24 protein-coding genes are annotated in these 26,733 nt (G+C 61.4%); 17 read left to right on the top strand and 7 right to left on the bottom strand.

Annotated elements, in window-relative coordinates:
- Positions 1–21: 21 nt before the first annotated feature.
- Together AC0VX3_RS14855 and AC0VX3_RS14850 are read right to left on the bottom strand one after the other, a co-directional pair.
- On the bottom strand, positions 22–1,062 hold the full coding sequence (locus tag AC0VX3_RS14855) for an HpcH/HpaI aldolase/citrate lyase family protein (protein ID WP_475521159.1): 1,041 nt from the start codon (positions 1,060–1,062) through the stop codon (positions 22–24).
- A gap of 223 nt (positions 1,063–1,285) precedes the next feature.
- Complete coding sequence (locus AC0VX3_RS14850) at positions 1,286–2,251, bottom strand: lysophospholipid acyltransferase family protein (protein WP_475521158.1); 966 nt, start codon at positions 2,249–2,251, stop codon at positions 1,286–1,288.
- Positions 2,252–2,465: 214 nt separating this feature from the next.
- Between AC0VX3_RS14850 and AC0VX3_RS14845 the strand changes: the two genes are divergently transcribed.
- A complete protein-coding gene (locus tag AC0VX3_RS14845; protein ID WP_348147336.1) occupies positions 2,466–3,419 on the top strand; it encodes an AEC family transporter in 954 nt (317 codons plus the stop codon).
- 53 nt (positions 3,420–3,472) lie between these two features.
- Positions 3,473–3,874 carry a DUF1801 domain-containing protein gene (locus AC0VX3_RS14840; RefSeq protein WP_475521157.1) on the top strand — a complete coding sequence of 134 codons (402 nt, stop codon included), beginning with the start codon at positions 3,473–3,475 and terminating at the stop codon, positions 3,872–3,874.
- Positions 3,875–3,913: 39 nt separating this feature from the next.
- Here the strand turns inward: AC0VX3_RS14840 and AC0VX3_RS14835 are convergent, their stop codons facing one another.
- Entirely contained in the window at positions 3,914–5,116 is a 1,203-nt protein-coding gene (locus tag AC0VX3_RS14835) for a UbiH/UbiF family hydroxylase (protein ID WP_475521156.1), read from the bottom strand.
- Between the two features lie 208 nt (positions 5,117–5,324).
- Between AC0VX3_RS14835 and AC0VX3_RS14830 the strand changes: the two genes are divergently transcribed.
- From AC0VX3_RS14830 to AC0VX3_RS14770, 13 genes are all read left to right on the top strand, one after another.
- Positions 5,325–6,260 carry a DUF2182 domain-containing protein gene (locus tag AC0VX3_RS14830; protein WP_475521155.1) on the top strand — a complete coding sequence of 312 codons (936 nt, stop codon included), beginning with the start codon at positions 5,325–5,327 and terminating at the stop codon, positions 6,258–6,260.
- 169 nt (positions 6,261–6,429) lie between these two features.
- Positions 6,430–7,146 carry a CDP-alcohol phosphatidyltransferase family protein gene (locus AC0VX3_RS14825; RefSeq protein WP_342895199.1) on the top strand — a complete coding sequence of 239 codons (717 nt, stop codon included), beginning with the start codon at positions 6,430–6,432 and terminating at the stop codon, positions 7,144–7,146.
- Positions 7,147–7,373: 227 nt separating this feature from the next.
- Positions 7,374–8,351 carry a quinone oxidoreductase family protein gene (locus tag AC0VX3_RS14820; protein WP_475521154.1) on the top strand — a complete coding sequence of 326 codons (978 nt, stop codon included), beginning with the start codon at positions 7,374–7,376 and terminating at the stop codon, positions 8,349–8,351.
- Positions 8,352–8,362: 11 nt separating this feature from the next.
- Positions 8,363–9,313 (top strand): LysR family transcriptional regulator, encoded by a 951-nt coding sequence (locus AC0VX3_RS14815; protein ID WP_475521153.1) that lies wholly within the window; start codon positions 8,363–8,365, stop codon positions 9,311–9,313.
- Between the two features lie 101 nt (positions 9,314–9,414).
- A complete protein-coding gene (locus AC0VX3_RS14810; RefSeq protein ID WP_475521152.1) occupies positions 9,415–9,546 on the top strand; it encodes a hypothetical protein in 132 nt (43 codons plus the stop codon).
- A gap of 19 nt (positions 9,547–9,565) precedes the next feature.
- Positions 9,566–11,050 carry a xanthine dehydrogenase small subunit gene (gene xdhA / locus AC0VX3_RS14805; RefSeq protein WP_475521151.1) on the top strand — a complete coding sequence of 495 codons (1,485 nt, stop codon included), beginning with the start codon at positions 9,566–9,568 and terminating at the stop codon, positions 11,048–11,050.
- Positions 11,034–13,370, top strand: a complete 2,337-nt coding sequence (gene xdhB / locus AC0VX3_RS14800) for a xanthine dehydrogenase molybdopterin binding subunit (RefSeq protein WP_475521150.1) — start codon at positions 11,034–11,036, stop codon at positions 13,368–13,370. The genes xdhA and xdhB overlap by 17 nt, the downstream gene beginning before the upstream one ends.
- Positions 13,370–14,380: a xanthine dehydrogenase accessory protein XdhC gene (gene xdhC, locus AC0VX3_RS14795; protein ID WP_475521149.1), complete on the top strand. Its 1,011-nt coding sequence runs from the start codon at positions 13,370–13,372 to the stop codon at positions 14,378–14,380. Before xdhB ends, xdhC begins: the two co-directional genes overlap by 1 nt.
- Before the next feature lie 48 nt (positions 14,381–14,428).
- Positions 14,429–15,988 (top strand): ABC transporter ATP-binding protein, encoded by a 1,560-nt coding sequence (locus AC0VX3_RS14790; protein WP_475525184.1) that lies wholly within the window; start codon positions 14,429–14,431, stop codon positions 15,986–15,988.
- The gene (locus tag AC0VX3_RS14785; RefSeq protein ID WP_475525183.1) at positions 15,985–17,076 is read left to right on the top strand and encodes an ABC transporter permease; all 1,092 of its coding nucleotides are present in this window, start codon (positions 15,985–15,987) and stop codon (positions 17,074–17,076) included. The genes AC0VX3_RS14790 and AC0VX3_RS14785 overlap by 4 nt, the downstream gene beginning before the upstream one ends.
- A complete protein-coding gene (locus AC0VX3_RS14780) occupies positions 17,069–17,983 on the top strand; it encodes an ABC transporter permease (RefSeq protein ID WP_342895192.1) in 915 nt (304 codons plus the stop codon). Before AC0VX3_RS14785 ends, AC0VX3_RS14780 begins: the two co-directional genes overlap by 8 nt.
- Before the next feature lie 215 nt (positions 17,984–18,198).
- Positions 18,199–19,263 (top strand): BMP family ABC transporter substrate-binding protein, encoded by a 1,065-nt coding sequence (locus tag AC0VX3_RS14775; protein WP_475521148.1) that lies wholly within the window; start codon positions 18,199–18,201, stop codon positions 19,261–19,263.
- 145 nt (positions 19,264–19,408) lie between these two features.
- Entirely contained in the window at positions 19,409–20,347 is a 939-nt protein-coding gene (locus AC0VX3_RS14770; protein ID WP_475521147.1) for a patatin-like phospholipase family protein, read from the top strand.
- Positions 20,348–20,353: 6 nt separating this feature from the next.
- Here AC0VX3_RS14770 and AC0VX3_RS14765 read toward each other — a convergent pair whose 3' ends face one another.
- The gene (locus tag AC0VX3_RS14765; protein ID WP_475521146.1) at positions 20,354–22,003 is read right to left on the bottom strand and encodes an alpha/beta hydrolase; all 1,650 of its coding nucleotides are present in this window, start codon (positions 22,001–22,003) and stop codon (positions 20,354–20,356) included.
- A gap of 441 nt (positions 22,004–22,444) precedes the next feature.
- Here AC0VX3_RS14765 and AC0VX3_RS14760 point away from each other — a divergent pair, with 441 nt between their 5' ends.
- Together AC0VX3_RS14760 and AC0VX3_RS14755 are read left to right on the top strand one after the other, a co-directional pair.
- Positions 22,445–24,007, top strand: a complete 1,563-nt coding sequence (locus AC0VX3_RS14760) for a putative bifunctional diguanylate cyclase/phosphodiesterase (RefSeq protein ID WP_475521145.1) — start codon at positions 22,445–22,447, stop codon at positions 24,005–24,007.
- A gap of 239 nt (positions 24,008–24,246) precedes the next feature.
- The gene (locus AC0VX3_RS14755) at positions 24,247–24,654 is read left to right on the top strand and encodes an NUDIX domain-containing protein (protein ID WP_475521144.1); all 408 of its coding nucleotides are present in this window, start codon (positions 24,247–24,249) and stop codon (positions 24,652–24,654) included.
- Positions 24,655–24,779: 125 nt separating this feature from the next.
- Here the strand turns inward: AC0VX3_RS14755 and AC0VX3_RS14750 are convergent, their stop codons facing one another.
- The 3 genes from AC0VX3_RS14750 to AC0VX3_RS14740 are packed head-to-tail and all read right to left on the bottom strand — an operon-like array spanning position 24,780 to position 26,732.
- Positions 24,780–25,004, bottom strand: coding sequence for a hypothetical protein (locus tag AC0VX3_RS14750; RefSeq protein ID WP_475521143.1), 225 nt, complete (start codon positions 25,002–25,004; stop codon positions 24,780–24,782).
- The gene (locus AC0VX3_RS14745) at positions 25,001–25,516 is read right to left on the bottom strand and encodes a hypothetical protein (RefSeq protein ID WP_475521142.1); all 516 of its coding nucleotides are present in this window, start codon (positions 25,514–25,516) and stop codon (positions 25,001–25,003) included. Before AC0VX3_RS14745 ends, AC0VX3_RS14750 begins: the two co-directional genes overlap by 4 nt.
- 4 nt (positions 25,517–25,520) lie before the next feature.
- Positions 25,521–26,732, bottom strand: a complete 1,212-nt coding sequence (locus AC0VX3_RS14740; RefSeq protein WP_342895269.1) for an agmatinase family protein — start codon at positions 26,730–26,732, stop codon at positions 25,521–25,523.
- Position 26,733 lies beyond the last annotated feature (1 nt).

The following is a 26,733-nucleotide window of genomic DNA, read 5'->3' as shown; positions in this document are numbered from 1 at the left end:
AGTGTCGAGCCTTGCAATTTTCTAAAGACCGTAGACTGCGGCAAGTTCCGTGTCCTTGGAGGCAACCAGTTTCGCCAGATCGACGATCACCTTGGCCTGCTTCCAGGTTGCATCGTCCTGCATCTTGCCGTCAATCATGACGGCCCCGGTGCCGTCGGGCATCGCCTCCAGAATCCGGCGCGCGAACGAGACTTCGGCCGGATCGGGCGAAAACACCTTCTTGGCAATGTCGATCTGGGTCGGGTGCAGTGACCACGCACCAAGGCACCCCATCAGAAACGCGTTGCGGAACTGGCTTTCGCAGGCCGCGGTATCCGAGAAATCGCCAAAGGGACCGTAAAAAGGTTTCAAGCTGTAGGCGAGGCAGGCGTCGACCATCTTGCCAACGGTATAGTGCCAGAGATCCTGCTGGAAAGCCGTACGCGCACCGTTTGCGTCCGGATCGGAAAGCACGGCGTAGTCCGGATGGCCCCCGCCCACACGCGTGGTCTTCATGCCGCGCGAGGCGGCAAGATCCGCCGGCCCCAGGCTCATGCCATGCATGCGCGGGCTCGCGGCAGCGATCTGCTCGACATTCTTCACGCCCTCGGCAGTCTCCAGGATCGCATGGATCATGATCGGTCTGGAAAGCCCGGATCTGGCTTCAAGCTGGGCAAGCAGCTGGTCAAGGTAATGGATATCCCAGGGCCCCTCGACCTTCGGCAGCATGACGACATCAAGCTTGTCGCCGACAGCCGGGACGATCTCCATCAGGTCGTCCAGGAACCAGGGGCTGTTGAGGCAGTTGACGCGGGTCCACAAACCGGTCGCGCCAAAATCATTGTCCTGCGCCATCTTGATAAACCCGCGGCGCGCATCGGTTTTTGCGTCGGCGGGAATTGCGTCCTCGAGATTGCCGAGCACGACATCCACGGTCCGGATCAGGTCAGGCACCTTGGCGCGCATCTTTTCCACGTGCGGGGGCACGAAATGGATCATGCGTTCCAGGGTAACCGGACGGTCCCGGAAAGGGGCCGGGGCACCGATCGCGAGCGGCTTGAAAAATGCACCGGGCGTTTTCATGAACTGCGGTCCTCCACCAACATCGTACAAAGGATCAGGCCCCATTCAACTGCTTGAATTGGCATGGCCAACGAACCTGCTTGCGAGGCGCCCGGATCGGCTATCCCTTTCAGGATCGCTCAAACGGCGCCGATTTGCGGCCATTTCAAACAGATGTATATGTCCTGAACCAAGCTATAGCGCCGATGCTGCGCTGCAGCCATTCGCCGAAAGGTGAACAGGGTCAGGGGCTGACCGTTTTCTCCGCGGCGGCGCGCCTGGCCTGCTTTTCGGCCGATGTCTTGCCCGGCGCGGCCCACTTCTTGTGGATCCACATCCATTGCTCCGGGTGCTCCCTGATCCAGCTCTCGAAAATCGCGTGGATCCGGGCGGTTGCCGCCTCGATATCGGACTGACGGTCACCGGTCACCGGCACCTGGATCGCGCGGCCCTCGATCCGGAAATTCACACCCTTCTTGCGAACCACCCGCCCAAGCACGATGGGCACATTGCAGGACCGGGCGAGGGCGGCCGGAACGGGATTGGCGTAGGCCATCTGGTTGAAGAAAGGCACCTGGATGCCGCGGGTTTCCCGCAGGTCTCCCATCATGGCAACGACGCCGCCGCTCTTGAGCCTGCTCAGGATCCTGCGCGCCGTTTCATGGCTCTTGGACAGCAGCCCGCCCTTGTAGAGATTTTCGCGCAGCGCCCGCAGCGCCTTGTCCGCCTCCGGATTGCGCAGGGCCTGGTAGACACCGGTAATCTCGAGGCCATTGGCCACCGCCGGCTGAACGCACAGCTCCCAGTTGGCGCTGTGAAAGGAAACAAAAAGGCAGGCTCTTTTGCCATTCAGCACATCTTGCGTGATGTCGTCCGCTTGCGCCTCGAACCGAAAATCCTGTTTCAGCAACCGGTCGACATGAAAGGTCTCCGCCGCGACACGGCCGAGGTTCTCCCACATTCCCCGCACGATCCGCTCGCGTTCCTGCTCGGGCATCTCCGGAAAGGCTTTTTCCAGATGCCCCAGGGCGCGCGCGTGCCGGGCGTTCAGGGGCGCCAGCAGGCGCCAGGCCGCACCCATGAGATAGGAAGCCAGATCCACCGGAATCAGCCGAAAGATCCAGATGGCGGATTTCAGCGCAATGCCTTCGGCAAAGTTTTGCGCGGCGGTCAGCCTGGGGTGATTTCGCTGTCGTTTTTTCCGGGACATCTGGAACGAGTGTTTCCTGTTCTATGGCGCTTCCCAGAAAGAAGCTACTCCGACCGGGTGCGTGCGTTTGAGCCCTTGCGATACGGCCGCAGACCTGATTGGAATGCGGTTCACCGCTCCGACCGACAGGTCCCGCGTCCTTATCCAAGCCCGGCGCAAGATGCAAGCGCCATGACCCGCCACAACAGCAAAACGCTCACATTCTGGAAGTCGAATGCAGGACGTCATTACACTGGCCTTGCCCTTCTTCGGGTTGATCCTTATCGGATTTGCCGCCGGCAAACTCAAGAACCTTCCCGAGGCCGGGTTGAGCTGGATGAATTTCTTCGTGGTTTACCTTGCGCTGCCTGCGCTGTTTTTCAGGCTCCTGTCCGAAACGCCCTTCGAGCAGCTTGCAAACGTTTCCTTTGTCGCCGCGACGACCTTCACGACCTACATCGTGTTCGCGATATCCTTTTGCATCGGCGTTGTGGCGACCCGCGGCAGTATCGGCGAATCGACGATCCTCGGGATCGCGGGCGCCTATTCCAATGTCGGCTACATGGGTCCCGGCCTGACCCTAGCCGTTCTCGGCGAACAGGCGACCGTCCCGACGGCGCTGATCCTTGCCTTCGACAATGCCCTGATGTTCATCCTGGCCCCCTTGTTGATGGCACTCGCGGGGACCGAGAACGAAAGTATTCTCGGTACACTCAAGAAAATCGCCTTCCGGATCTTCACGCACCCCTTCATTCTCGCGACGATCGCGGGCGTGCTGGCGGCGGCCCTCGAGGTTCGCCCGCCCGAAGCGGTCAACACCATGCTGCATTACCTGAGCAACGCGGCCGCGCCCTGTGCCCTGTTCGCCATGGGCGTGAACATCGCGCTGCGTCCCATGGGGCGCATTCCCATGGAGCTGCCGCTGGTCCTGTCCGTCAAGCTGGTCCTGCATCCGGTCCTCGTCTTCCTGCTGCTGACCTGGCTCGGCGGATTCGATCCGAACTGGATCGCCACGGCCGTGCTGATGTCGTGCCTGCCGCCGGCAACGAATGTCTTTGTCATCGCCCAGCAATACGGCACCTATGTTCAGCGCGCGTCGAGTTTCGTGCTGATCGGGACCGCGGTTTCCATTGTCACGGTCACGGGATTCATCTGGGCCCTGACGAGCGGCTTTCTGCCGCTGGGATGACATCCGGTTCTGAACCCGGCCCGCACGCTCACGAGAAGACCAGAGGAAAGGCCATGAAGGACACCCCGGAAGTACTGGAACTCCTGGACAGCTATCCCCCGGATGTCCGAACCGCGTTGTCACGGTTGCGCACCCTGATCGTCGAAACCGCCCAGGGAAACGAGCGGATCGGCGAACTGCAGGAAACTCTCAAGTGGGGACAGGCCAGTTATCTGACCGTGCGGCCGAAAACCGGCACCACGATCCGCATCGACCGCGACAGGAGCGACGCCGGCGACGTGGCGCTTTACGTCAATTGCCGCTCTTCCCTGGTATCCGAATGGCGCGGGCTGTTTCCACAGCTGACCTACGGCGGCGACCGGTCCGTCCATTTCAAGGTGAACACGCCCCTGCCGGAAGAGTCGCTGCGCCAGATGATATCCATGGCGCTGACCTATCACCGGAAGCGCACCTGACCTGGCAGCGCACCGGGCTTTGTCAATGCACCGGGCTTGTCAACGTACTGGACGGAAGGCACTCCCGGGCGTCATGCCTTCGCGCATGAGCATCCTGCGGAACGGTCCGATCTTTCCTGCCAGGTAAAGGCCCGTGCTGCGGGCCGCCTGCACTGGCAGGAAGGCCGTCAAAAGCGACCTGTTCAGGAGATCTACCGCATTCGTTCGGGTCCGCACATCCCCGAGCCGCCTGTTCTCGTAGGCGGACAGAACCGTTGCCGCGCCCGGGTCGGCGTCCTTTGCCCTCGCAGACGTCAATACGGTCCTGAGATCCAGGATATCGCGCAGGGAAAGATTGAGCCCCTGGGCACCGATCGGAGGAAACACATGTGCGGTCTCGCCGACAAGGACCAGCCGCTGGCCGACCAGTTTCCCGGCAGTCATTCCAGAAAGCGGAAAACTCTGCGGCTCCGAGGCCAGCTTGAACGCACCGAGCAGGGAATGCGCACGGTGTTCCAGCTCCAGTTCCAGTGCTTCGGGCGCGAGCGCGAGTAGGCGTGCCGCGCCCTCGGCGGTCTCAACGCAAACAAGCGCGGACTTGCGGCCGGGCAGCGGTACAAGTGTAAATGGCCCGGTTGCCGTGTGGAATTCGGTGGAGACATCCTGGTGGGGCAGCCTGTGTTCAAGGTTGAGCACGACAGCTACCTGCGGATAGGACCAGCGCTTCACATCGATTGCGGCGCTTTCGCGAAGCAGCGATTGGCGGCCATCGGCCGCGACCGCAAGACGTGCCGAAACCACCTTGTCCGTTGCCGTGGACAGACGGACCCGGTCCTCTCCGTACTCGACGGACTGGACACTCTCCGCAACGACGGTCAGATTCGGCTCCGATCCGCATCTTTTTTCAAGTTCCAGATTAAGATCGGAGTTCAAGATATTGAAACCAAACTCTTCCATGTCCAGTTCGGAACAATCGAACGTGACTTCCGGCGCCCGGACCAGACGTCCCGTCGCATCGATCATGCGCATCTTCTTCAAGGGTGCCGCACGGGTCTCGATATCCGCCCAGACCCCAAGCTGCCGCAACAATTCGATCGACTGGCGCCAAAGCGCCGTCGTGCGTCCGTCGGCGCGCGGTGCTTCCGGCGCGAACAGGACGCAGGAAAATCCTTCCCGGGCAAGCGCCAGCGCCGCGATCCGGCCCGAGGGGCCGCCACCGACAATGGCAATGTCGAAAAGATCAGGCAGTTTCTTCTTGGCCATGGGACACGTCCATCTGGTTCGGCAGTTTCCCCAAATGTGCCTCTTTTGATCCAATATTCAACAGGACCAATAAGCGCAGGCCTGATGTCGCGCGTTCAGGGGCAGGCACGTCAGGTGTTCGGCCGTGAGAAAAATCAATGGCGGCCCTGAAGTTCCGGGCTAAACTTTTGTGGAACGCCCACCTCCAGGAGCCAGCAGGCTTTTACACATGGCATCTCTCATCGACACCCCGGGCCGTCGCGATACCCGAAAAAAGACCCCCAATGGCCGTCTTGCCTGGCCTCTGGTTCTTTTATGCGTCGGCATTTTCAGTCTGGCCGGATGGGCTTACCTTGTCGCCATGATCGCCGACATGGTTCCGGTGATGGACATGAGCGAAACCGGACCGGGCATGGGTATCTTCAATACCTTCAACCTGTTTGCCGGTCTGCCGGCGGATGCGCGGGCGGCCCTTGCCGTGCTCTGTCTGCCTGCGGGAGCGACCTTCGGGATGCCCGGCGCGGATCTGACCCTCGCCGATCTTGCGAGAATCTTCCTGATGTGGGCCATGATGGCCCTTGCCATGATGCTGCCGACAGCGATTCCCATGCTGAGAGCCTATTATGGCCATGTCGCCGAAAAAGGCGGTTCAACGGCGACGGCCGGTGTTGCCGTTTTTCTGGCGACGGCCGGATACCTGACGGTCTGGCTGGGCTACGCGGTTGTCGCGACCGGCGCGCAATGGGGCCTGTCGAGGGCAGGGGCGCTCACCGACATGATGGCCCCGGCCAGCCTTTCCCTGACCACATCGGTTCTGATCGCGGCAGGGCTTTATCAGTTCACACCGGCAAAACGGGCCTGTCTGGCGCGATGCTGGTATCCCAGATGGGCATTCCCCACCGGTCCGGATCATCCGCGAACCGGCGCCGCCTACCGGGAAGGCCTCGCCCAGGGACGGGCCTGTCTCGGCTGCTGCTGGGCCGTCATGACCGTCATGTTCGCGGTCGGACTGATGAACATCCTCTGGATCGCATTGCTGGGGGGCATCATGGCGCTGGAAAAAACCTTTCCGAGCCGCGCCTTTCCAGCCGTCATCGGTGCCGGTCTGCTGCTTTGGGGGGGAACACTCGCCACATTGATGTTCACGGGACACCTGTTCGCCTAATTTTGTCCAGCACGCCCCCGGGACTGTATTTTTGGTTCACTCTGTCATACGATTGCAATAAACGTCAGTACGCAGCGTCTGTGTGGTCCTTGGGCAAAAACAGTGCCTCACGCAAAAAGCGCGACCACCGTGGGAGTGCACGGCTGGAACTTTTAGGTGAGGATACCCCGTGACAGATATTACACCCGGCAAGGAGAGACCCGAAGCCGCTCTGTTCCTGATCCACATTCTGACAGCATCCGGGGCCCCGATCGCGCTGGTCGCGCTGCTGGCGGGCGCCCAGGGCAACTGGGCGGAAATGTTCGCCTGGCTCGGACTGGCGTTTTTTGTCGACGGCATCGATGGACCGCTCGCCCGGCGCTACAATATCGCGGAGCGGCTGCCGCGCTGGTCCGGGGCTTCGCTCGATTTTGTCATCGATTACGCCACCTATGTTTTTCTGCCGGCTTTCGCGCTCTCCTGGAGTCTGATGCTGAGCCAGCCCTGGAACTGGATTTGCGGCGGCCTCGTGGTCTTTACCGGCGCGCTCTATTTTGCCGACAACGGCATGAAAACCCCGGACGGGTCGTTCAAGGGATTTCCGGCAGGCTGGAACATGGCCGTCTTCGGCCTGATGGTGTTGTCGCCATCTGAAGGCTTCACCATCTTCGCCGTGCTGTTGTGCTGCGCCCTGACGTTTGCGCCGGTCCGCTTCGTGCACCCCGTGCGCGTGAAACGCTGGCGTCCCGTCACGTTGTCCGTCACGCTCCTCTGGATGGGGCTCGCCGGCTACGCGATCCTGAACGGCATGTCCCTGACCGGTCCTTCGGCTCTGGTGTTCGCGGCGGCCAGTCTCTACCTGTTCTGTGTCTCGGCTGTCCAGCAACTGCTTGACCGGGTCGACTAACCCTCTGAAACACGTTTTCATTTAGAGAAAATCAGACCGGCGCCGGACGTCCGTCAGCCGAAAACGGCACCTGATTGCAGGTGCTCGGGGGTGCGCGTGTTTCTACGCGCCCTATCTCTTTCGAAATGGCCTTTTCCACCGGCGCCGAGTTCACTACTGTTCACACAAATCACCAACACACACGAACCCGATCAGGGTCGGAAGCTGAACACGGTGGAGAAGTCAAAATGGTTCAAGCTATCTGCGTTCATGAAATTGGCGGTCCGGATGTGATGCGCTGGGAAAAGATCGACGTGGGTGAACCCGGCCCCGGAGAAGTCCGCATTCACCAAACGGCCATCGGACTGAACTTCATCGACACCTATTTCCGGTCCGGTCTTTATCCGGCTCCCAATGGCACGCCTTTCAGCCCGGGCAACGAGGGTGCCGGTATCGTACAGACCGTGGGCGAGGGCGTCAGCCATCTGAAGCCCGGCGACCGGGTTGCCTATGTCGGTCCGCTTGGCGCATATGCGCAGGAACGCCTTGTTCCGGCGGACAGGCTTGTGGTGATACCGGACGGCATCGATGACAAGACTGCGGCCGGAATGATGCTGAAGGGCATGACCGCGCAATACCTGCTTCGGCAGACATTCAGGGTCGGGCCCGAAACAACGCTGCTGTTTCACGCAGCGGCCGGCGGCGTCGGCCTGATTGCCGGACAGTGGGCCGCCCATCTCGGTGCGACCGTGATCGGCACTGCCGGATCGGACGACAAGATCGCGCTTGCGCAAGCGCACGGCTATCAGCACATGATCAACTACCGCACGGAAAACTTCGTCGAACGGGTGAAGGAAATCACCGGCGGCAAAGGCTGCGACGTGGTCTATGATTCTGTGGGCCAGGACACCTGTCCCGGATCGCTGGACTGTTTGAAACCACGCGGCCTGTGGGTCAGCTTTGGCCAGTCCTCAGGACCCATCACGGATTTCAATCTTGCGCTTCTGGCGCAGAAGGGTTCGCTGTTCGCAACCCGTCCGACCCTGTTCAATCATATCGCCAGCCGGGAAGACCTGGAGGCAACCGCGGGTGAATTGTTCGACGTGGTGCTGAAGGGGATCGTCAAGATCGAGGTCAACCAGGAATACCGCCTGGCGGATGCCGCCCAGGCGCACAGGGACCTGGAAGGGCGAAAGACCACCGGCACCACGGTGCTGGTCCCCTAAGAGCGCCCAATATGCGTTCCGGCCGCGCCCAGGATCTGTCCCGCAATCTCTACAGCCCGGCGATGCGCTACTTTCTGGCGGTCGCCGAAGCCGGATCGATCCGGGCGGCCTCCCGGGAACTGAATGTGGCTTCTTCCGCGATCAACCGGCAGGTGCTCTGGCTGGAGGAGGCGCTTGGACTGCAACTGTTCGACAGGGTCGGCCGCCGCCTGCGGCTGTCTCAGGCGGGGGAAGTTCTTCTTGCCCATGTCCGCCGCACCTATTCGGATTTCGACGGCACGGTTGCCGAACTCGACGCCCTGAAGGGGCTGCGGCGCGGCACCGTCTCGATCGCCAGTGTCGAAAGCGTCGCGGAAAGACTGCTGCCGGCGGTCATCAGCAGTTTCCGCAAGCGCTATCCGGGCATTCACGTCAACGTCTCGATATCGTCCTCGCAGGAGGCTGCGCGAAAGGTGGAAACCGCGGAAGCCGATGTTGGTTTCACCTTCGATCCGCCCCAGACCTCCACGCTGACGATCGCCTTCCACCACGATCTGGCGATCGGTGCATTGATGCGTCCGGACCATCCGCTCTGCGACGCCAGGGCCCTGTGTTTGCAGGACTGTCTGAAATTTCCAGTCGCGCTTCCTGCCGAAGGTCTCTCGCTGCGCACCCGTATAGACCTGGTGCGGGCGCATATTCCGAGGGTTTCGCGCACCTATGTGGAGGCCAACTCACTCAGGCTGATGCGGGCCCTGGCCAGGGAAGAACAGGTGATCGGATTCCAGACCCGAATCGGCTGCGAGGACGACATCGAAAGCGGCGCATTGATCTTCAAGCCCTTGAGCGACAAGCCGCTTCAGGCTGATCGCCTGTGTGTGGTAACCTCTTCACTGCGCGCGCTCGCGCTGGCACCCGGGATGTTCTTCGATCATGCCGTGCTCGCCTTGAAAGATCAGTTGCCGGCTCTTGATGCCAAATAGGCAACACCACGGTCTCAAATGAGCGCTTTGGTTCACGGTGTTTTTAAGGCACATTTTTCAAGACTGATTAGCGGCGGGGAGCCGCACGAGGGAGAAAACCGATGGGGCGTTCGACAACGCGCATTCGCAACACCGCCCCGGGGACCGGATTTTCTCCGGCCGGCCGCTGCGGCCTTGATGAACGCACGCTGAAGCCGGAAACGCTTTCGCCGTTCGACTGTTCGATCCTTTGACCAGCAGGGAGAGCTGAAGATGCGGGATACCATTCGCTTCCTGAAGGGCGGGCAAACGGTGGAACTTGAGTCTGTCGGCCCCACGGAAACCGTACTCGATTACCTGCGCCTGCGCCGCCGGGAGACCGGCACCAAGGAAGGCTGCGGCGAGGGGGATTGCGGCGCCTGCACGGTGGCACTCGGACGATTGGTCGACGGAAAACTGGTCTATCAACCGGTCAACAGCTGCATCCAGTTGCTCGGCATGATCGATGGCGCCGAACTGGTTACCGTCGAAGACCTGTCGCAGGACAACCGGCTGCACCCTGTCCAGGCGGCCATGGTCGAATTGCACGGCTCCCAGTGCGGGTTCTGCACCCCAGGCTTCGTCATGACGCTGTTCACGCTCTACCATGCGGAAGGCGCGGAGAAATCGCGCAGGACCGTGACGGAGTGGCTTGCCGGCAACCTGTGCCGCTGCACCGGATACCGTCCGATCGTCGATGCCGCCATGGAGGCCTGTTTCGATGCCGCCGACGACGCCTTTTCCTGGCGCGCGAGCGACACGCGGGAAAAACTGAAAGCACTTGCGGACGGCAGCAACGTCTTCATCGGCGACAGTTCAGGGTTCTTTTCCGCCCCCGCGAGCCTGGATGGCCTGGCGGCGCTGTATGGCCAGCATCCGGACGCGACCCTGGTCGCCGGCGCCACCAACGTCGGGCTCTGGATCACCAAACATCTTCGCGACCTGCCGAAAATGATCTGGCTTGGCCGGATCGACGGCCTGGACCGGGTGGAGGACAGTCCCTCGGGCGTGCTGATCGGCGCGACTGCGACTTATCAGGCAAGCGAGGACGCAATGACAGCCCTGGCTCCGGACCTTGGCGATCTGTGGCGGCGTATCGGATCCAAGCAGGTGCGCGCCTCGGGGACGGTCGGCGGCAACATCGCCAACGGCTCACCGATCGGCGACACGCCGCCGGCGCTGATTGCCCTGGGCGCCACGCTGGAACTGAGCTCCGCGGAAGGCTCCCGTGCCTTGCCGCTGGAGGCCTATTTCATCGACTACGGCAAACAGGATCGCCGGGACGGCGAATTTGTCACCGGTCTTTTCGTTCCCCGCCCATCCGCCAATCAGGCGTTTCGGTGTTTCAAGATTTCCAAGCGCTTCGATCAGGACATCTCCTCCGTTATGGCCGCGTTCCGGCTGACGCTCGACGAGGCGGGAACCATACTCGAGGCCCGGATTGTCTATGGCGGGATGGCCGGAACGCCCAAACGGGCGTCCGCCACCGAAGCCGCTCTCACCGGCGCCTCTCTGGAGGATCCCTCCACATGGGGGCCGGCAATGCAGGCGATTCTGGCGGATTTCTCGCCGCTGACAGACATGCGGGCAAGCGCCGAATACCGCATGGAGACGGCGCGGGCCCTGCTGGCCAAGGCGCTTATGGAAATCAGCGGAACGGCACCTGGAGAACTGAGGGTTCTGGCAAGACGGGAGGCAGGCAATGACCGCGCCGCTTGACCGCAGGCACCCGGAGGTGCCGCTCAAACATGTCCGCAAGGCGCTGTCCCATGACAGCGCGACACTGCATGTCGCCGGCACCGCCACCTATATCGACGACATGGTGGAGCCGACCGGCACGCTGCATGTGGTGCCCGGCTGGGACCGAAATTCCGTGCGCGGCCAGATCCGCTCCGTCGATCTGGAAGCCGTACGCTCGGCGCCAGGTGTTGTCGCCGTGCTCACCTGCGCGGACGTGCCGGGCAAGAACGACTGTTCCTCCGCTTTCGGCGACGACCCCGTGTTTGCCGACGGCGAAATCCTGTTTTATGGCCAGGTTGTCTTCGCGGTTGTCGCCGAGACCCGTGACCTGGGCCGCAAGGCCGCGCTTTTGGCAAGTTTCAACGTCGCCCCGATGACACCGATCCTGACCGCCGCCGATGCGGACGCCGCAGACACCACGGTGCTTCCCGATTATCAGTTCCGGCGCGGTTCGCCGGAAACGGGCATGACCGCGGCCGAAACGGTTCTGGAAGGCGCCATGCTGATCGGTGGTCAGGAGCATTTCTACCTGGAGGGGCAGGTCGCCATGGCCCAGCCTCAGGAAGACGGGGGCATGCTCGTCCATTCCTCTACGCAGCACCCGACGGAAATCCAGCACACCGTGGCCAAGGTTCTCGGCGTTCCGGACGCTTTGGTGACCGCCGAGGTTCGACGCATGGGCGGCGGGTTCGGCGGCAAGGAATCCCAGGCGAACCAGTGGGCCGCGCTGGCCGCCCTTGCAGCCCGCAGGACCGGCCGGACCTGCAAGGTGCGCCTGGACCGCGACGACGACATGATCATGACCGGCAAACGCCATGATTTTAAGGTCAACTGGAAGGTCGGCCACGACGGCACTGGCAGGATCCGGGCCGTCGACATGGAGTTCCTGTCGCGCTGCGGCTATTCGGTGGACCTCTCGCTGGGGGTCAACGACCGCACCCTGTTTCATGCGGATTCCAGCTATTTCTATCCCGACGCGCTGCTCCGGTCCCGGCGCCTGCGCACGGACACCTGTTCGAACACCGCCTTCAGGGGTTTCGGCGGCCCTCAGGGCATGCTGGCCGCGGAACGCGTGATCGACGCGATCGCAATTCAGCTCGGCAGGGACCCGCTCGAGATCCGCAAGTTGAATTTCTACGACGGCGACCACAACATGACGCCCTACGGCATGCCGGTGGAAGAACATGAGGTCATGCATGACCTGATCGGGCAGCTCGAGGAAAGTTCGGAATACTGGTCGCGCCGCGATGACGTCGAAAGATTCAATGCCGAAAATGCCGTCCTCAAGAAAGGCCTTGCGCTGACGCCGGTGAAATTCGGTATCTCGTTCACTTTGAAACACCTCAACCAGGCCGGCGCGCTGGTGCATCTTTATACCGACGGCTCGGTTCATCTGAACCATGGCGGCACCGAAATGGGTCAGGGGCTCTACCAGAAGGTCGCCCAGGTCGTCGCCGAGGAATTCGGGGTCACGCTCGACAAGGTTTGCATCACCGCCACAAACACGTCCAAGGTGCCCAATACCGGACCGACCGCAGCGTCCTCCGGCACGGACCTGAATGCCATGGCCGCCTTGACCGCGGCGCGCGAAATAAAGAGCCGGCTCATTGCCTTCCTGTGCGAGCGGCATCAATGCGGTCCCGACGCCATTCATTTCACCGACAACAAGGTGCTGGTCGGGGATCAAAGCTTCGCCTTGTACGAAGTCGCGAAGCTGGCCCATATGGCGCGCATCCAGATGTCCCACGCCGGCTTCTACGCGACACCCGGCATCACCTGGGACCGGGACACGGTCACCGGCCGTCCATTCTTCTATTTTGCCTTTGGCGGAGCCTGCGCGGAGGTCACCATAGACACCATGACCGGGGAAATGACGGTGGATCGCGTGGATATTCTGCATGATGTCGGCCATTCCCTGAACCCGGCGATCGACCTGGGACAGATCGAGGGCGGCTTTGTGCAGGGCATGGGCTGGCTCACCACGGAAGAGCTCGTGTGGGACGACAATGGCCGGTTGCGCACACATGCGCCGTCCACCTACAAGATCCCGACCGCCTCGGACATTCCCGATGAATTCAACGTTCGGCTTTATGAGGGCAACGGCAATCCGCAGGACACCGTCTACCGCTCGAAAGCAGTGGGCGAGCCGCCGGTCATGCTGGCCAATGCGGTCTTCTGCGCGATCAACGACGCCGTCGCCAGCCTGGTGCCGGGGCAGATCCCGGAACTGGATGCGCCGGCAACGCCGGAAGCAATCATGAAAGCCGTCCAGGACATGCGCAGGCGGAAGGCTTCCTGATGAATGTGTGGGCGCACATTGCCGATTGCCTGGAGCGCGGCGGCGCCTGCGCCCTTGTGACCGTCGCCCTGGCGGAGGGCTCGTCACCGCGCGACAGCGGCGCCCGCATGATCGTGACCGCGAACGCGGAATTTCATGGCACGATCGGCGGCGGAACCCTGGAATTCGAAGCCATTCGCAGGGCTGCTGCTGCCGTTCAGGCCGGCGTTCCGGCGTTTTTCCTCCAAACGGTCTCGCTCGGTCCCGATCTTGGTCAATGCTGCGGCGGCCGTGTGCAGCTTGCCATTGAGGTACTGACCGCCGAAGCGCTGGACCAGGCCCGGCACCTCGCGTCCCTGGAAGCGCAACAAGGCGCCTTCCAGACCGAAGCCCGGGTGACGGAGCAAGGCCTCGGTCAACGGCGGCTGAGCCGGCGAAAATGCCCCGGACTGTTCGCGCTCGAAACGGACGAAACAAGCGGAAGCCGGAGCATCATCGAACAGTTCGGTACCCAGCGGCGCGCCTTGTTTCTGTTCGGAGCCGGGCATGTCGGCAAGGCTCTGGTGCTGGCTCTGGCCCCGTTGCCTTTCGAGATATTCTGGATCGACAGCCGCAGGGAGCAGTTTCCGGGGCCGGTTCCCGCCAATGTGCACAAGATCGCCTCGGCCAACCCGGCACCGGAACTCGACCAGGCTCCTGACGGATCCTTTGTTCTGGCCATGACCCACTCGCACGCTCTGGACGAAGAGATCATGGCGCGGGCCCTGTTACAGCAGCGGTTTGCCTATTGCGGGGTGATCGGCTCGGCGACAAAACGGGCGCGCTTCCAGAAACGCCTGAATGCGCGGGGCCTGAATGACGCGCTTGTTGCCAGGATGGTCTGTCCGGTCGGCGTGACGGCGGTCAATTCAAAACAGCCGGCCGCGATTGCCGCCGGCATCGCCGTCGACCTTCTGGTCCGCGACGAAGCCTGTCATCAACAAGCGGCTTCAGGCGAGGGGCTTGCACAAAAACGCACACATGGTCGATAAGGCGGCATTCGCTCGGGGGACAGCGTGGCAGAAACGAGAAATTCAAGGTTGGACGACGGCACGGTCCGGCAAGACAGGTCCGGAACGGACACGTTGCTGGATGCCAGGGGTCTGACAAAACGATTTGGCGACATTCTCGCCAATGACTGGATCGACCTTGTCATCAACAAGGGTGAGATCCACGCCCTTCTGGGTGAGAACGGCGCCGGCAAATCCACACTCGTCAAGATGTTCTACGGGTCTCTGGAGCCGGATGCCGGCGAGATCCTGTGGCAGGGCCGTGCTGTCGGGATCGACAATCCGGCGGCGGCCCGTGACCTCGGCATCGGCATGGTCTTTCAGCATTTTTCACTGTTCGAGGCACTGACCGTCGTTGAAAACATCGCACTTGCCCTGCCCAGACCCGGCCGGATGGCGGATCTCGCGAACCGCATCGAGACGGTTTCCCGCGACTATGGCCTGCCGCTCAATCCCGCCGACATCGTCGCCGACCTGCCGGTGGGCATTCGCCAGCGGATCGAGATTGTCCGTTGCCTGCTGCAGGAACCACAACTCATCATCATGGATGAACCCACTTCCGTGCTGACGCCGCAGGAAGCGGACCAGTTGTTCCTGACACTCGGGCGGCTGGCATCGGAAGGCTGTGCCGTTCTTTACATCAGCCATCGTCTTGAGGAAGTGAAACGGATCTGTCACCACGCCACCATCCTTCGCCACGGTCAGGTTGTGCGCGAATGTGATCCGACACTGGAAACGCCGGCGTCACTCGCCAGCATGATGGTCGGCGCCGATGTGGCCCCCGTGAACGCGGGAGCGCAGAAACCAGAATTTGGCGCGGCACGTCTCGGTTTGCAGAACCTCTCCGCCAGGGCGGCAACGCCTTTCGCCACTGCGCTGAACGACATCTCGCTGGACCTGCGCGCCGGAGAGGTGGTTGCCATTGCCGGTGTCGCCGGAAACGGCCAGGGAGAACTCTTCGATGCGATCTCCGGCGAGGTCCCGCTGGCCCCGGACATGGTCCGGATCGACGGCAAGCTGTGCGGCAACAAATCCATCACATGGCGGCGCCAACAGGATGCCGCCTTCGTTCCGGAAGAACGGCTCGGCCACGGTGCCGTGCCGGGCATGAAGCTCTCTCGCAACATCGTCCTGACGCGCCACAGCACCGCTGACGGCCTGATCAGCGGCGGCTTGGTGTCGACGGCCCGGGCAAGCGCCCTGGAAAAACGCATCAAGAAGAATTTCGATGTGCGCATGTCCCACGACGATCCCGAGGCGCGTTCCCTTTCGGGGGGTAATCTGCAAAAATTCGTTGTCGGACGCGAACTTGACCGCAAGCCCGGCGTTCTGGTTGTCAACCAGCCCACCTGGGGCGTGGATGCGGGCGCCGCGGCCTTGATCCGGCAGGCCCTGATCGATCTGGCCCGGTCCGGCTCCGCCGTTCTGGTGATCAGCCAGGACCTCGACGAGATCTTCGAGATCGCCGACCGGATCGCGGTCATTTCCAGGGGCTATCTGTCCGTGGCCGAACCCGCTGCCGGAATGACCCGCGAACGTGTCGGTCTTCTGATGGCGGGCGGCGCCGAGACGCAAGGGGAGGTCGCCTGATGCGCATCGAACTGGTCAAACGCAAGGAACGCAGCCAGCTCATGTTGCTGCTGTCGCCCTTGATCGCCATCGCACTGACGGCACTCGCAGCCGGACTCATTTTCTCAATATCCGGTCACAACCCTCTGATTGCGTTGTACAAGTTTTTCATCGAGCCGCTCACACAGCAGTGGTCCCTCGAAGCGACCATCGACAAGGCCACCCCGCTGGTCCTGATCGGCTGCGGACTGGCGGTCTGCTATCTGTCCAACAACTGGAACATTGGCGCAGAAGGCCAATTTGTTGTCGGCGCCGTATTCGGATCGGCCCTGCCTGTCCTGTTTCCGGAGTTTGAAACCGCCGCGACCCTGCCGTTGATGCTCCTCTTCGGAGCCATCGGCGGTGCCTTGTGGGCGCTGATACCCGCCGTCCTGAAAGCCCGGTTCAACACCAACGAAATCCTGACAAGCCTCATGCTGGTCTATGTCGCGAGCCTGATCCTGGACTATCTCGTGCGCGGCCCCTGGCGGGACCCGGGCGGCTACAACTTTCCTGAATCCCGCATTTTCTCGGATTCGGCAACGTTGCCCGAGGTTTTCGGCGGCCTGATGAGCCTGTCGACGCCCATCACCCTTGTCATCGCCGTGATCCTCGCCCTTGTTCTGGCAAAAACGCTCAAGGGATTTGAAATCCGGGTCATGGGCGAAAGCCCGCGGGCGGGCAGTTTCTCGGGTTTTTCAGCCCGAGGCCTCACGCTGTTCTCATTCGCTCTGGCAGGTGCGCTGGCCGGTCTGGCCGGAACCATGGAAGTCTCGGGCGGGCTGAACCAGTTGCTGCCGGTCATTTCTCCGGGCTATGGCTTTACCGCAATCATCGTGGCCTTTCTCGGGCGCCTCAATCCATTCGGCATCATTGTCGCGGGGTTCGTGCTGGCACTGTCCTATATCGGCGGCGAAGCCGTGCAATCGGCCATGGGCGTGTCCAACAAGATCGCCAGCGTGATCCAGGGGCTGTTGCTGTTTTTCGTTCTCGCGTGTGACACGCTGATCCTCTATCGCTTCCGCCTGACAAGGCGGTGGTCCGCTGCCCGGGAGACCGCCCATGTTTGAAGCTGTTCTTCTCACTGTCATCACCGCCGCCACACCGCTGCTTATTGCAGCGACCGGCGAACTGGTCTCCGAACGCTCCGGCGTCCTCAATCTGGGCGTGGAAGGCATGATGATCATGGGCGCCGTGGTCGGTTTCGCGGTCGCCAACCAGACAGGATCGGGTGCGCTCGGCGTGATTGCCGCCATCGCCGCCGGCATGGCCATGTCTGCCCTGTTCGGCTTTCTCGTGCTGGTTCTGGTCACCAACCAGGTGGCGACGGGTCTTGCCCTGACCATTCTCGGGATCGGATTTTCCGGACTGATCGGCGAGGCCTACATCGGCGTGCCCGGCCTGAAACTGCCGGAACTCTTCATACCGGTCCTTTCGGACCTGCCTTTTGTCGGCCCGGTGCTGTTCCGGCAGGATGCAATCGTCTACCTGAGTTTCGCCCTGGTGGCCGTCGTTGCCTATGGTCTGTTCCGCACCCGCCTCGGCCTCGTGCTGCGCGCCGTGGGTGACAATCACGGCTCGGCGCATGCCCTTGGATATTCGGTCATCCGGGTCCGCTTCGCGGCCGTCCTGTTCGGCGGTGCGTGTTCCGGGCTTGCGGGCGCATATCTGTCGCTTGCCTACACGCCGCAATGGGTGGAAAACATGACCGCGGGGAGGGGCTGGATTGCGCTCGCCCTGGTGGTGTTTTCGTCCTGGCTGCCGCTGCGCGTGGTGGTCGGCGCCTACCTGTTCGGCGCCGTCAGCGTCCTCAACCTGCATGCCCAGGCCGTGGAAATCGACATTCCGTCCCAGTTGCTGTCCAGCCTGCCGTATCTCGCAACCATACTGGTGCTGGTGCTGATCTCGGCAAACCGCAGACTGACGCTGGTCAACACACCGGCCTGCCTCGGCAAGCCGTTTGTCCCGGACCGATAGGTCACGAATTCACACTTGAGGATGAATTGGCATCGAATTTGCTAAATATCGTCAGGAAAAACGAACAAAGCTGGCAGTTTGTCGGCTAAAACGCGCTGGCACCGTAAGGTGACACCATTCAACGTCCTTCGGACAGCCCGCTCCCGCGCGATCTCGGGTACGGGACAGTAAGCAAGATCGCAAAAAGAGATCAAACCACAGGGGGAACGATCCAGATGAAATCTCTACTGAAAACCACTGTTGCCGCCATCGCGTTTGCCGCGGCCGGCTCCGCCGCCAACGCTGCCGATGTCAAGGCCTGCTTCATCTATGTCGGACCGGTCGGCGATTTCGGCTGGTCCTACCAGCACGACCAGGGCCGCCTGGCTGTCGAAGCGGAATTCGGCGACAAGGTTGAAACCGCCTATCTTGAAAGCGTGCCGGAAGGGCCCGACGCAGAACGCGCCATCGAACGCTTCGCACGCGAGGGCTGCAACATCATCTTCACCACCTCGTTCGGCTACATGAACCCGACCATCAAGGTGGCGAAGAAATTCCCGGACGTGAAATTCGAACACGCCACCGGCTACAAGTCCGCCGACAACGTGGCAACCTACAACTCCAAATTCCACGAAGGCCGCTACATCATCGGTCAGATCGCGGCGAAACAGTCCAAATCCGGCGTTGCGGGCTACATTGCCTCCTTCCCGATTCCCGAAGTGGTTTCCGGCATCAACGCGTTCCTGCTCGGCGCCCAGTCCGTCAATCCGGACTTCAAGCTGAAAGTCGTCTGGGTCAACACCTGGTTCGACCCGGGCAAGGAAGCCGATGCGGCCAAGGCCCTGATCGACCAGGGTGCCGACATCATCACTCAGCACACAGACTCCACGGCGCCGCTGCAGGTGGCCCAGGAGCGCGGTGTCCATGGCTTCGGTCAGGCCTCCGACATGATCAACTTCGCCAAGGACGCGCAGTACACGGCCATCATCGACGACTGGGCACCCTATTACGTGCATCGGGTTCAGGCGGTTCTGGACGGTGCCTGGGAAACGGGAAGCACCTGGGACGGCCTTGCTGAAGGTCACGTGGTCATGGCGCCTTACACCAACCTTCCGGACGATGTTGTTGCGATGGCCCAGGCCACCGAAGCGAAGATCAAGGGCGGCTGGGAACCCTTCACCGGCCCGATCACCAAACAGGACGGCTCCGTTGCGGCCGAAGACGGCGTCACGCTCGATGACGGCGCGATCCTCGGCATGAACTGGTACGTGCAGGGCGTCGACGACAAGCTGCCGCAATAAGACGCAAGCGGCTCGGGACCGGAACAGATCTTCCGGCCCCGAGCCGCATTGACAGGGTCGTTTCAGATTGGCGCGTCCTTGTATTTGTTTAAGGACCACCGGTCCGTGATACGACCGGAACGCAAGACAATCCGGTTTCTTCAAGATGATCCAACGTCGTGACCTAATGCTTGGAGCGATTGCCGCGGGCGGCGCGGGACCGGTCCTCAACGCCGCTGCGGAGGACACGGCCGTGTCCGGGCCATCTCCGCTTTTGTCAAGACCGGACACGTTCAGCCTTGCTCTCGGCGGCGGCGCGGCCAAGGCCTTCGCACACATCCCGGTTCTGGAAGCCATGGACGACCTCGGTGTCAGGCCTGCGGAAATCGCGGCGACCTCGATGGGAGCCATTCTCGGCGGTTTCTACGCCAGCGGCCTGAGCGGCCGCGAAGTCCGGGAATTCACGGTCGACCTGTTCACCCGCAAACCGCAGTTGCTGCAGAAACTGTTCTTGAAAAACGGCCGCACTTGGGCGTCCCTGTTCAACATGATGCGCCCGGCCATCATCGATCCTGTCGTGTTGTTCGAAACGGTGTTCCCCGACGGCGTGGCAGACAGCTTCACGGACCTCAGGGTGCCGATGAAGATCATCGCGACGGACTTCCATACCCAGTCCCAGGTCGTTCTGGATCGCGGTCCGTTGCTGCCGGCGATTGCCGCCTCGTCATCCTTGCCCATGCTGCTGACACCGGTCAGCATCGACGGGCGGGTTCTGATCGATGGCGGGTTCGTCAACCCGACCCCCTTCGATGTCCTGCAGGGCAACGGTCATCTGGGCATAGCGGTGGATGTCACCAGCAGCACATTTGCCCAACGCAAGGGGTTGCCCAGCGGCCTGGACACATGGATCGGTTCGATTTCGATTACCATGCACTCGCTGGTGGCGGCGAAACTGGCCTGTTCCCGGCCCGACCTCCTGATCGAGCCCCCCGTCGGGCAGTTCAAGACCATGGACTTCTTCAAGATCGAAGCCATCCTGACCGCAGCCGAACCAGCCGGAGAAGCTTTCAAGCGCGGCTTGGCTGCACTGCTGGATCGTCCTTGAAAAATCTCAGAAGGCCGGCGCCCGCTTTTCGAAAATCGCCTTGAGCTGCCGCGCCCGCTGCGGCGTCCAGCCGTCTGGAGCGATCAGCGCCGCCCACGCGTCGATATAGTCCGGCGCGACATAATAGTGCCCGAAGCGGGGCACATCGAGCGCGAACATGGAATCCAGCGCCAGTTGCAACATGGTCACCACGGGAAACCAGGAAAGCTCGTCCGTGACATCCGGCGCTCTCGGCATGGACAGCCAGGCTGGCGGCCTGATGGCGCTGTCGAAGGTGAAGTTGACGATCGGGTCGCTGCCGTAGTTGAGAAACACCGCGCGCACAGGTCCCCAGGGCGCAAAGTCACCCTCCAGTCCGCCATATTGGTCCATCACCCGGATCAGGGAACCATTCCCGAGCGCCGGCCGCCAGGAAGGACTGTCCGCGTTCCTCTGATCGCGCACGGCAGCCCAGTATTGTGAAAAAAACGGTGATCCTGCCCAGAGGGCCCCGTGAATCGGATCACTCAGCAAATCGAGCACGGGCAGGGTCGCCTGGGAGTTGAATGCGCCCTGGCTGAGGCCATGCACATAGAGCCTCGGACGGGATTGCTCCGGTAATCCGGTCCAGTGATCATAGATCGCGTCAAACAGCACACGGGACTGCTCGACCCCATAGTCCGGATGGGCCAGCAGGGAGAGAATGCTCGTCAGATAGGAATACTGCACCGTGACAGTTGCCACATCGCCGCCGGTCATGAAATCGAGAGTGTCGTGTGCGCCGGGATCCATCCAGCCGGTCCCCACTGGAACCATGACGATCAGCACGGCGCGGTCGAACCCGCCCGTTCGCACGAGTTCCGAAAGGGCGAGATCCGCTCGTTCCTGGGCCGTCTCCGCGGACCGCCTGCCGACATAGACCCGCACCGGCTCCTGCACCGGCCCGTCATGGAATTCGGACAATTCTGCGGGCGTGGGAGCCGATGCGATGAAGTGCCGGCCCCAGCGCCCCATTTCATCCCAACGGACCAGAGACTCCGCACTCCCCGTTTTCATCGGATCCAGCGGTTTCGGCGTATCCGGTTCGATCAGGATGTCGGCGGCAAGAAAGGACGCATCGGCAGTCTTGAAGGCGGTGCGGACCAGGGCTCCGTCGATGAGTGCCCAGAAAAGCCAGCCGACCAGACCGATCGAAAGCACGATGCCGACGCGGCGCGGCACCAGTTTTTCCAGCAGGACGGCAACCGAATTCCTGAGCATGCCTGCGCCCCGAAAACACAGCCACAAGCTGAGCGCGATCAGCGACCCGGTTGCGAATATGAAAACCGGAGCAGCCGTCTCGAGTGGAGGAAGGCCGACGGCCTCTCGGGTGGCGTTCTGCCAGCTTGCGGCCTTCGAAAGGGAATAGACCAGAATTCCGGCACTTGAAGCAAACGCAAGCCAGTTCCAGGCCCGTCTGTGCCGCGCCTTGGGATCGGGAAGCTCCAGATACCGCCAGAGAGCCCTGAGCAGGAGAATGGCTTCGTATCCAAGCGAAGCGGAAACGCCCGCCAGCGCGGCCTGAACAAGTGGATCCCGTGGCATCAGGGAGGGTGTCAGCGCGGCACCGAAACTGCTCACCGCAACCACCAGAGCAACCGCGGAAAAACTATCTTTCATGCGCGTCAGGAGCGTCATTGCAGGTCTTCCGGCGTTGTTTATCTCGTAGCAGAATTTATTGCCTCGGGCCCATCGTCAAGGCAGGGCTTCGCCGCAGGAGTGGCGAAGCCCTGAAAAACGGCAACTGTCTGAAAAAAACACGCGCAGAAATTACCATGCTTCTTTTTCCATTCAGACGGTTTTAACGGTTCCCGATCATATCTGGGGGAACAGGAAACGTGGCCACGCGAGCTCGAAAGCGACGCTCGAGGTGGACGCCAGTTTCATGAAAGCCTGTCGGCGGAAGATCTGACAAGGAAACTCATACAGGGGTGCTGCATCAAGGCCGAGCCTTTGCCAACGCCTTGCAATTGCCAAACCGGGGGGCACCGGTTGACACGGAACCGGGCACAAGGAATTGACGGCCCCAATGAGGGGTCTGTCATCACAACGGATGGCCCGATGCGGTTTGAAAGACTGTTGAAACTCTTATTTCCAGCTCTGTGGGGCAGTCTCGCACTGGCTGCCGGCCTGGCGGCCCTTGCGCTTCTACCTGCAGGCGAAAACACCCAGCTGACCCGGATCCTGCAACACGGGCTGGCTTTGTCGCTGCTCATTGCCGCTGTCATCTGGATCCGCCATGTGAACGCCCGAAGCAGGACTTGGAAAAACCGTGCAAGAGAGAACGCCGCTCAGGCGGAAGACCTGACCCTGCGGTTGAATCACGACAACGCAACGGGCCTCATCAATCACAAGATTTTTGCCGAACGGGTGCACACCGCCGCGACCGGACTGTCCAGGAACCAGACCCTGTGTGTTGTCAGCATAGATCTGGAGAGCCGCTGGCCGTCGGGCACAACCTTCACCACGGCAAAAGATGAAGCCCTGCTTGCGGCATCCACCGATCTGATGCGCCACGTGGCTGACCGCCTTGAAGTCTGTTACTGCCTTGCCCGGTCTGCCGGAAAGGGATTTTTCCTGATGGTGGCCTTCGACGAGGACCAGGGGGTTTCGGCACCGGACATTGCAAAGGCAATAACCGATGTCTTCCTTCGTCCTGTCCAGACTGCACGTGGTGCCTTCCTGATTTCACCGGTCATCGGCTATGCGGTTTCCAGCACCCCGGACCAGGACACAGCCGAACTCATCAACAACGCCAATCTCGCCGTTGCCAATGCGAGCGAAACCAGCCGTTGGCGGACAGTGGCCTACAAGCCGATCATGCGGGAGGAATTGGATCGCCGCACGATCGTTGAGAACGCCCTGTCCTCCGCCATCGAGGCAAACGACTGCCTGCCGCATTTTCAGCCGCAATTCAATCTCACGACCGGTCGCATCTACGGCGTGGAAGCCCTTGCCCGCTGGTATCATTCCGATCTGGGCTGGATTTCGCCGCTTGAATTCATTCCGATCGCTGAAGGCAATGGAGACATCATTTCACTCGGCTGGCGAATTCTGGAGACCTCCTGTTCGGAAGTGCAATTGCTGCCCGGGGACCTGTCGCTTTCGGTCAATCTCTCCGTGGCCCAATTGCTGAGTGATGATGTCATGTCCATGCTGGAGGAGTGCCTGGACCGGTCCGGTCTGCCCGCGTCTCGGCTGAAACTCGAAGTTACCGAAGCGACCTTGATGAGCGACCTGAAGCGGGTTCAGACCATCCTGAACGACCTGCGCGCTTTTGGTGTGGGCATTTCCCTGGACGATTTCGGTGCGGGCTACTCGGCTCTGTCCTATCTGACCGATTTCCACTGGGACGAGATCAAGATCGACAGATCCCTTGCCACCAGAGCCGTGAAGGACGCAAAACAGCGCGAGATATTGAAACTGGTTCTCGGTATAGCCGAGACCATGGGCTCGGAAGTCATGATCGAGGGCATCGAGACCGTCGAACAACGCGACACTCTGGTCGATCTGGGCTGCACGCGCGGGCAGGGCTATCTGTTTGGCGGTCCGATGGCCATCGACGACATCAGCACGCTGTTTTTCCCCGAACGCCAACGCTTGGCGCAGGCAAGGATTTCCGGTATCTCCCGGCTGCCTTGACCTTTTCAGGGGACGTCGCGAAGTGTTTCAGCCTCCTTGGCCAGAGCTTTCTACAATCAGGTTTTATTCATTTGCACTCAGCCGGAAGACGAATAACGGTCCGCCCGAGCGGCGATGCGTGGCAAAAAAGATCCCCGGGCGCCATGCAGCATTCCCTCTTTGTGACGGTGGCAGATGAGTCTTCGTTCAGATTGAACGTGCCGCCTGTTTCAGGGCATCCCTGAAAGGAAATAAGCTATATGAACACCCGCAAAGTCTGTCCGATTGTTCTCAGGGAACGAAGAGAAGGGATACAATTTCTGGGATTTGAACATCCCCTGGCAGGATGCCAGCTGGTCAAGGGAACCATTGAACCAGGAGAAAATGATGAAGATGCGGCGCATAGAGAACTGAATGAGGAAAGTGGCCTGTGCCTTGAGCAAACTTTCAAAAGAATTGGAGTCTCGCATAAAATTGCCCCCGGACAGGAATGGGTTTTTTATGAGGTAATGCTCCCGAAATCAGCCGAGCAATGGTCCCACCATACGGAAGACGATGGAGGGCATGAGTTCCGGTTTTTCTGGTCAGACCTCGATAGGCCGCTGGATAATACCTGGCATGAGATCTTTCACAGGGCACTGGATTTTTACAAAGACAGGATCTCATGATCCAAGGCCTTCCTGGTGTCCGGACAGGCAGAACCCGCCTGTCCGCGTGCGCGTGAGCGAAGGCCCGGCAGCCACGCGGAGGGCCGCAACAAAGTCCGCCGCGTGCTTTGCGATTCAACAGAGTGTCAGCCCCGCCTCCGGATCACCTTCCGGCCGGTCGATCGTTTGTACAGGACCAGCGCCGCGCTGGCCGCAGCCACACCCCCCAGAAGCAGGGCTACATGGAACGGCGTTCCGAGCAGGTGCCCGGCAGCCGCTTCCCATCCGGAAAATCCATCGTGCGATCCGGGATGGGCAAACGCAGGTGCGCCGATAGTTGTCGCAAGTGCAGCTGTCAGGATCTGTTTCATTCTGCGATATCTCCTTGGCTAAGGCGTTGTGTGAGGATCTCGATCAGATCTGTATCTGTCCGCTCGGTCAGCGAGACATAGGTGAAGGACATGGTTTCCCGCGCCTGAACCATCGGTCCGGGGAACGGCAGGTAGACGAGTTCCCTGGAGGCAAAGGCGGGGGAGGCGGTCCCGACCTGCCAGTTGCTCACGATCCTGGCGTCGACCAGGTGCTGAACGAGGTGATCGGTGCCGGGCTTGTGAAACGGAACACCGGCAAGCCTCAGATAGCTGGTCTTGTCTTCCGCGCTCCGGAAACCGTCGATGAAACTCGTGCACAGGGCCTGGATTTCGTCGGCCCTGTCCGTGCTTGAGCCTGCATGCACATGGGAATGCAGATGATCGTGGCCCGCGTGGTTGTGACCGTGCCCGTGAGCTCCGTGGCCGTGAAGCTCGTGACCATGAGCGCCGTCCGCATGGCCAGGCCCGTGTGTGTGATCATGGTGGTGGTGATGATGATGGTCGTGGGTCATGCCGTCACCCCAGGTCCGGACCGGCGGGAATGCTGACAGGCTTGTCGATGATCCCCTTGTGCGAGCCCATCTTGCCGTGGGAGACCAGCGTTCCGAGCACATCGACAATGACCCGCGTCGCCAGAAGCGCGGTGATGTCGGAACAGTCGTAGGGCGGCGAGACTTCCACGACCTCGAGACCGCAGATGCCTTCCTTCGCGACCAGCGAGACCAGCTCAAGGGCTTCGCGCGGCAGGAACCCGCCCGGTTCCGGCCAGCCGGTGCCGGGCACGAAGCCGCAATCGACACTGTCGATGTCGAAGGAGATGTAGACGGCGTCCGCATCCTTCCACGCCAGTTCAAGCGCCCGGGCGGCGGTTTCCGCAAGACCCAGTTCTTCCACATCGCGCATGGTGAAGATGTTGGTGTTGCGCTGGCGCGCGATCTCGACCCCCTCGCGCGGGACCTGCCAGCCGCCGATGCCGATCTGAACCAGGTTCACCGCCGGAACGTTGACCAGATCCGTCGCATGGAACCAGGGCGTCGTGTGCATGCGCTCGTCGAGATCCTTTTCCTGGATATCGATATGCCGGTCGAAATGCACGATGCCGATGCGCTTCGAGGTGCATTGGGCAATGCCGCGCACGCACGGAAAGCCGATGGAGTGATCGCCGCCGATCATGATCGGCAGGGCACCGGAAGACGCCACGTGGGAGACGGCCCGGGTGACCTGGTCGAAGGTTTTCTCGATGTTCGCCGGGATGGTGAAGATGTCACCGACATCGCAGAGCGTCATCTGTTCGCGCAGATCGACACCCATCTCGTAATTGTAGGGCGTATAGAGCGCGGAAATCTTGCGCACTCCCTGGGGGCCGAAACGGGTGCCCGGCCGATAGGTGGTGCCGCCATCGAACGGAACCCCGATGACGGCGGCATCATAGGCACCGACCTGGGTCACGTCCTCGATATACGGCGCCTTCAGAAAGGTGTTGATGCCTGCGTAATGGGGCAGTTCACCGCGCGCGAATGTCGGGATCGACTTGTCGGTGAGGCTGTCGGATCCGGTCAACCCCATGCGCAATGCCCAGGCCTTTTCCTTTTCCCAGGCGTCGGACGGCAGCAGGCCTTCCTTTTCCGCCGACTTCCAGCCGCGCAGCTGCAGCTTGTCGAAATCCGGATGATGCTGGCGTTGCGCGGGGGCGCGCCGGACAGAACCGGCTGCCATGTGATGGGTCATC

The sequence above is a fragment of the Roseibium sp. QJM3NY_11 genome (genome assembly GCF_056173175.1).
The sequence above is the reverse complement of the archived record's forward strand: the minus strand, read 5'-3'. Positions and strand labels throughout refer to the sequence as shown.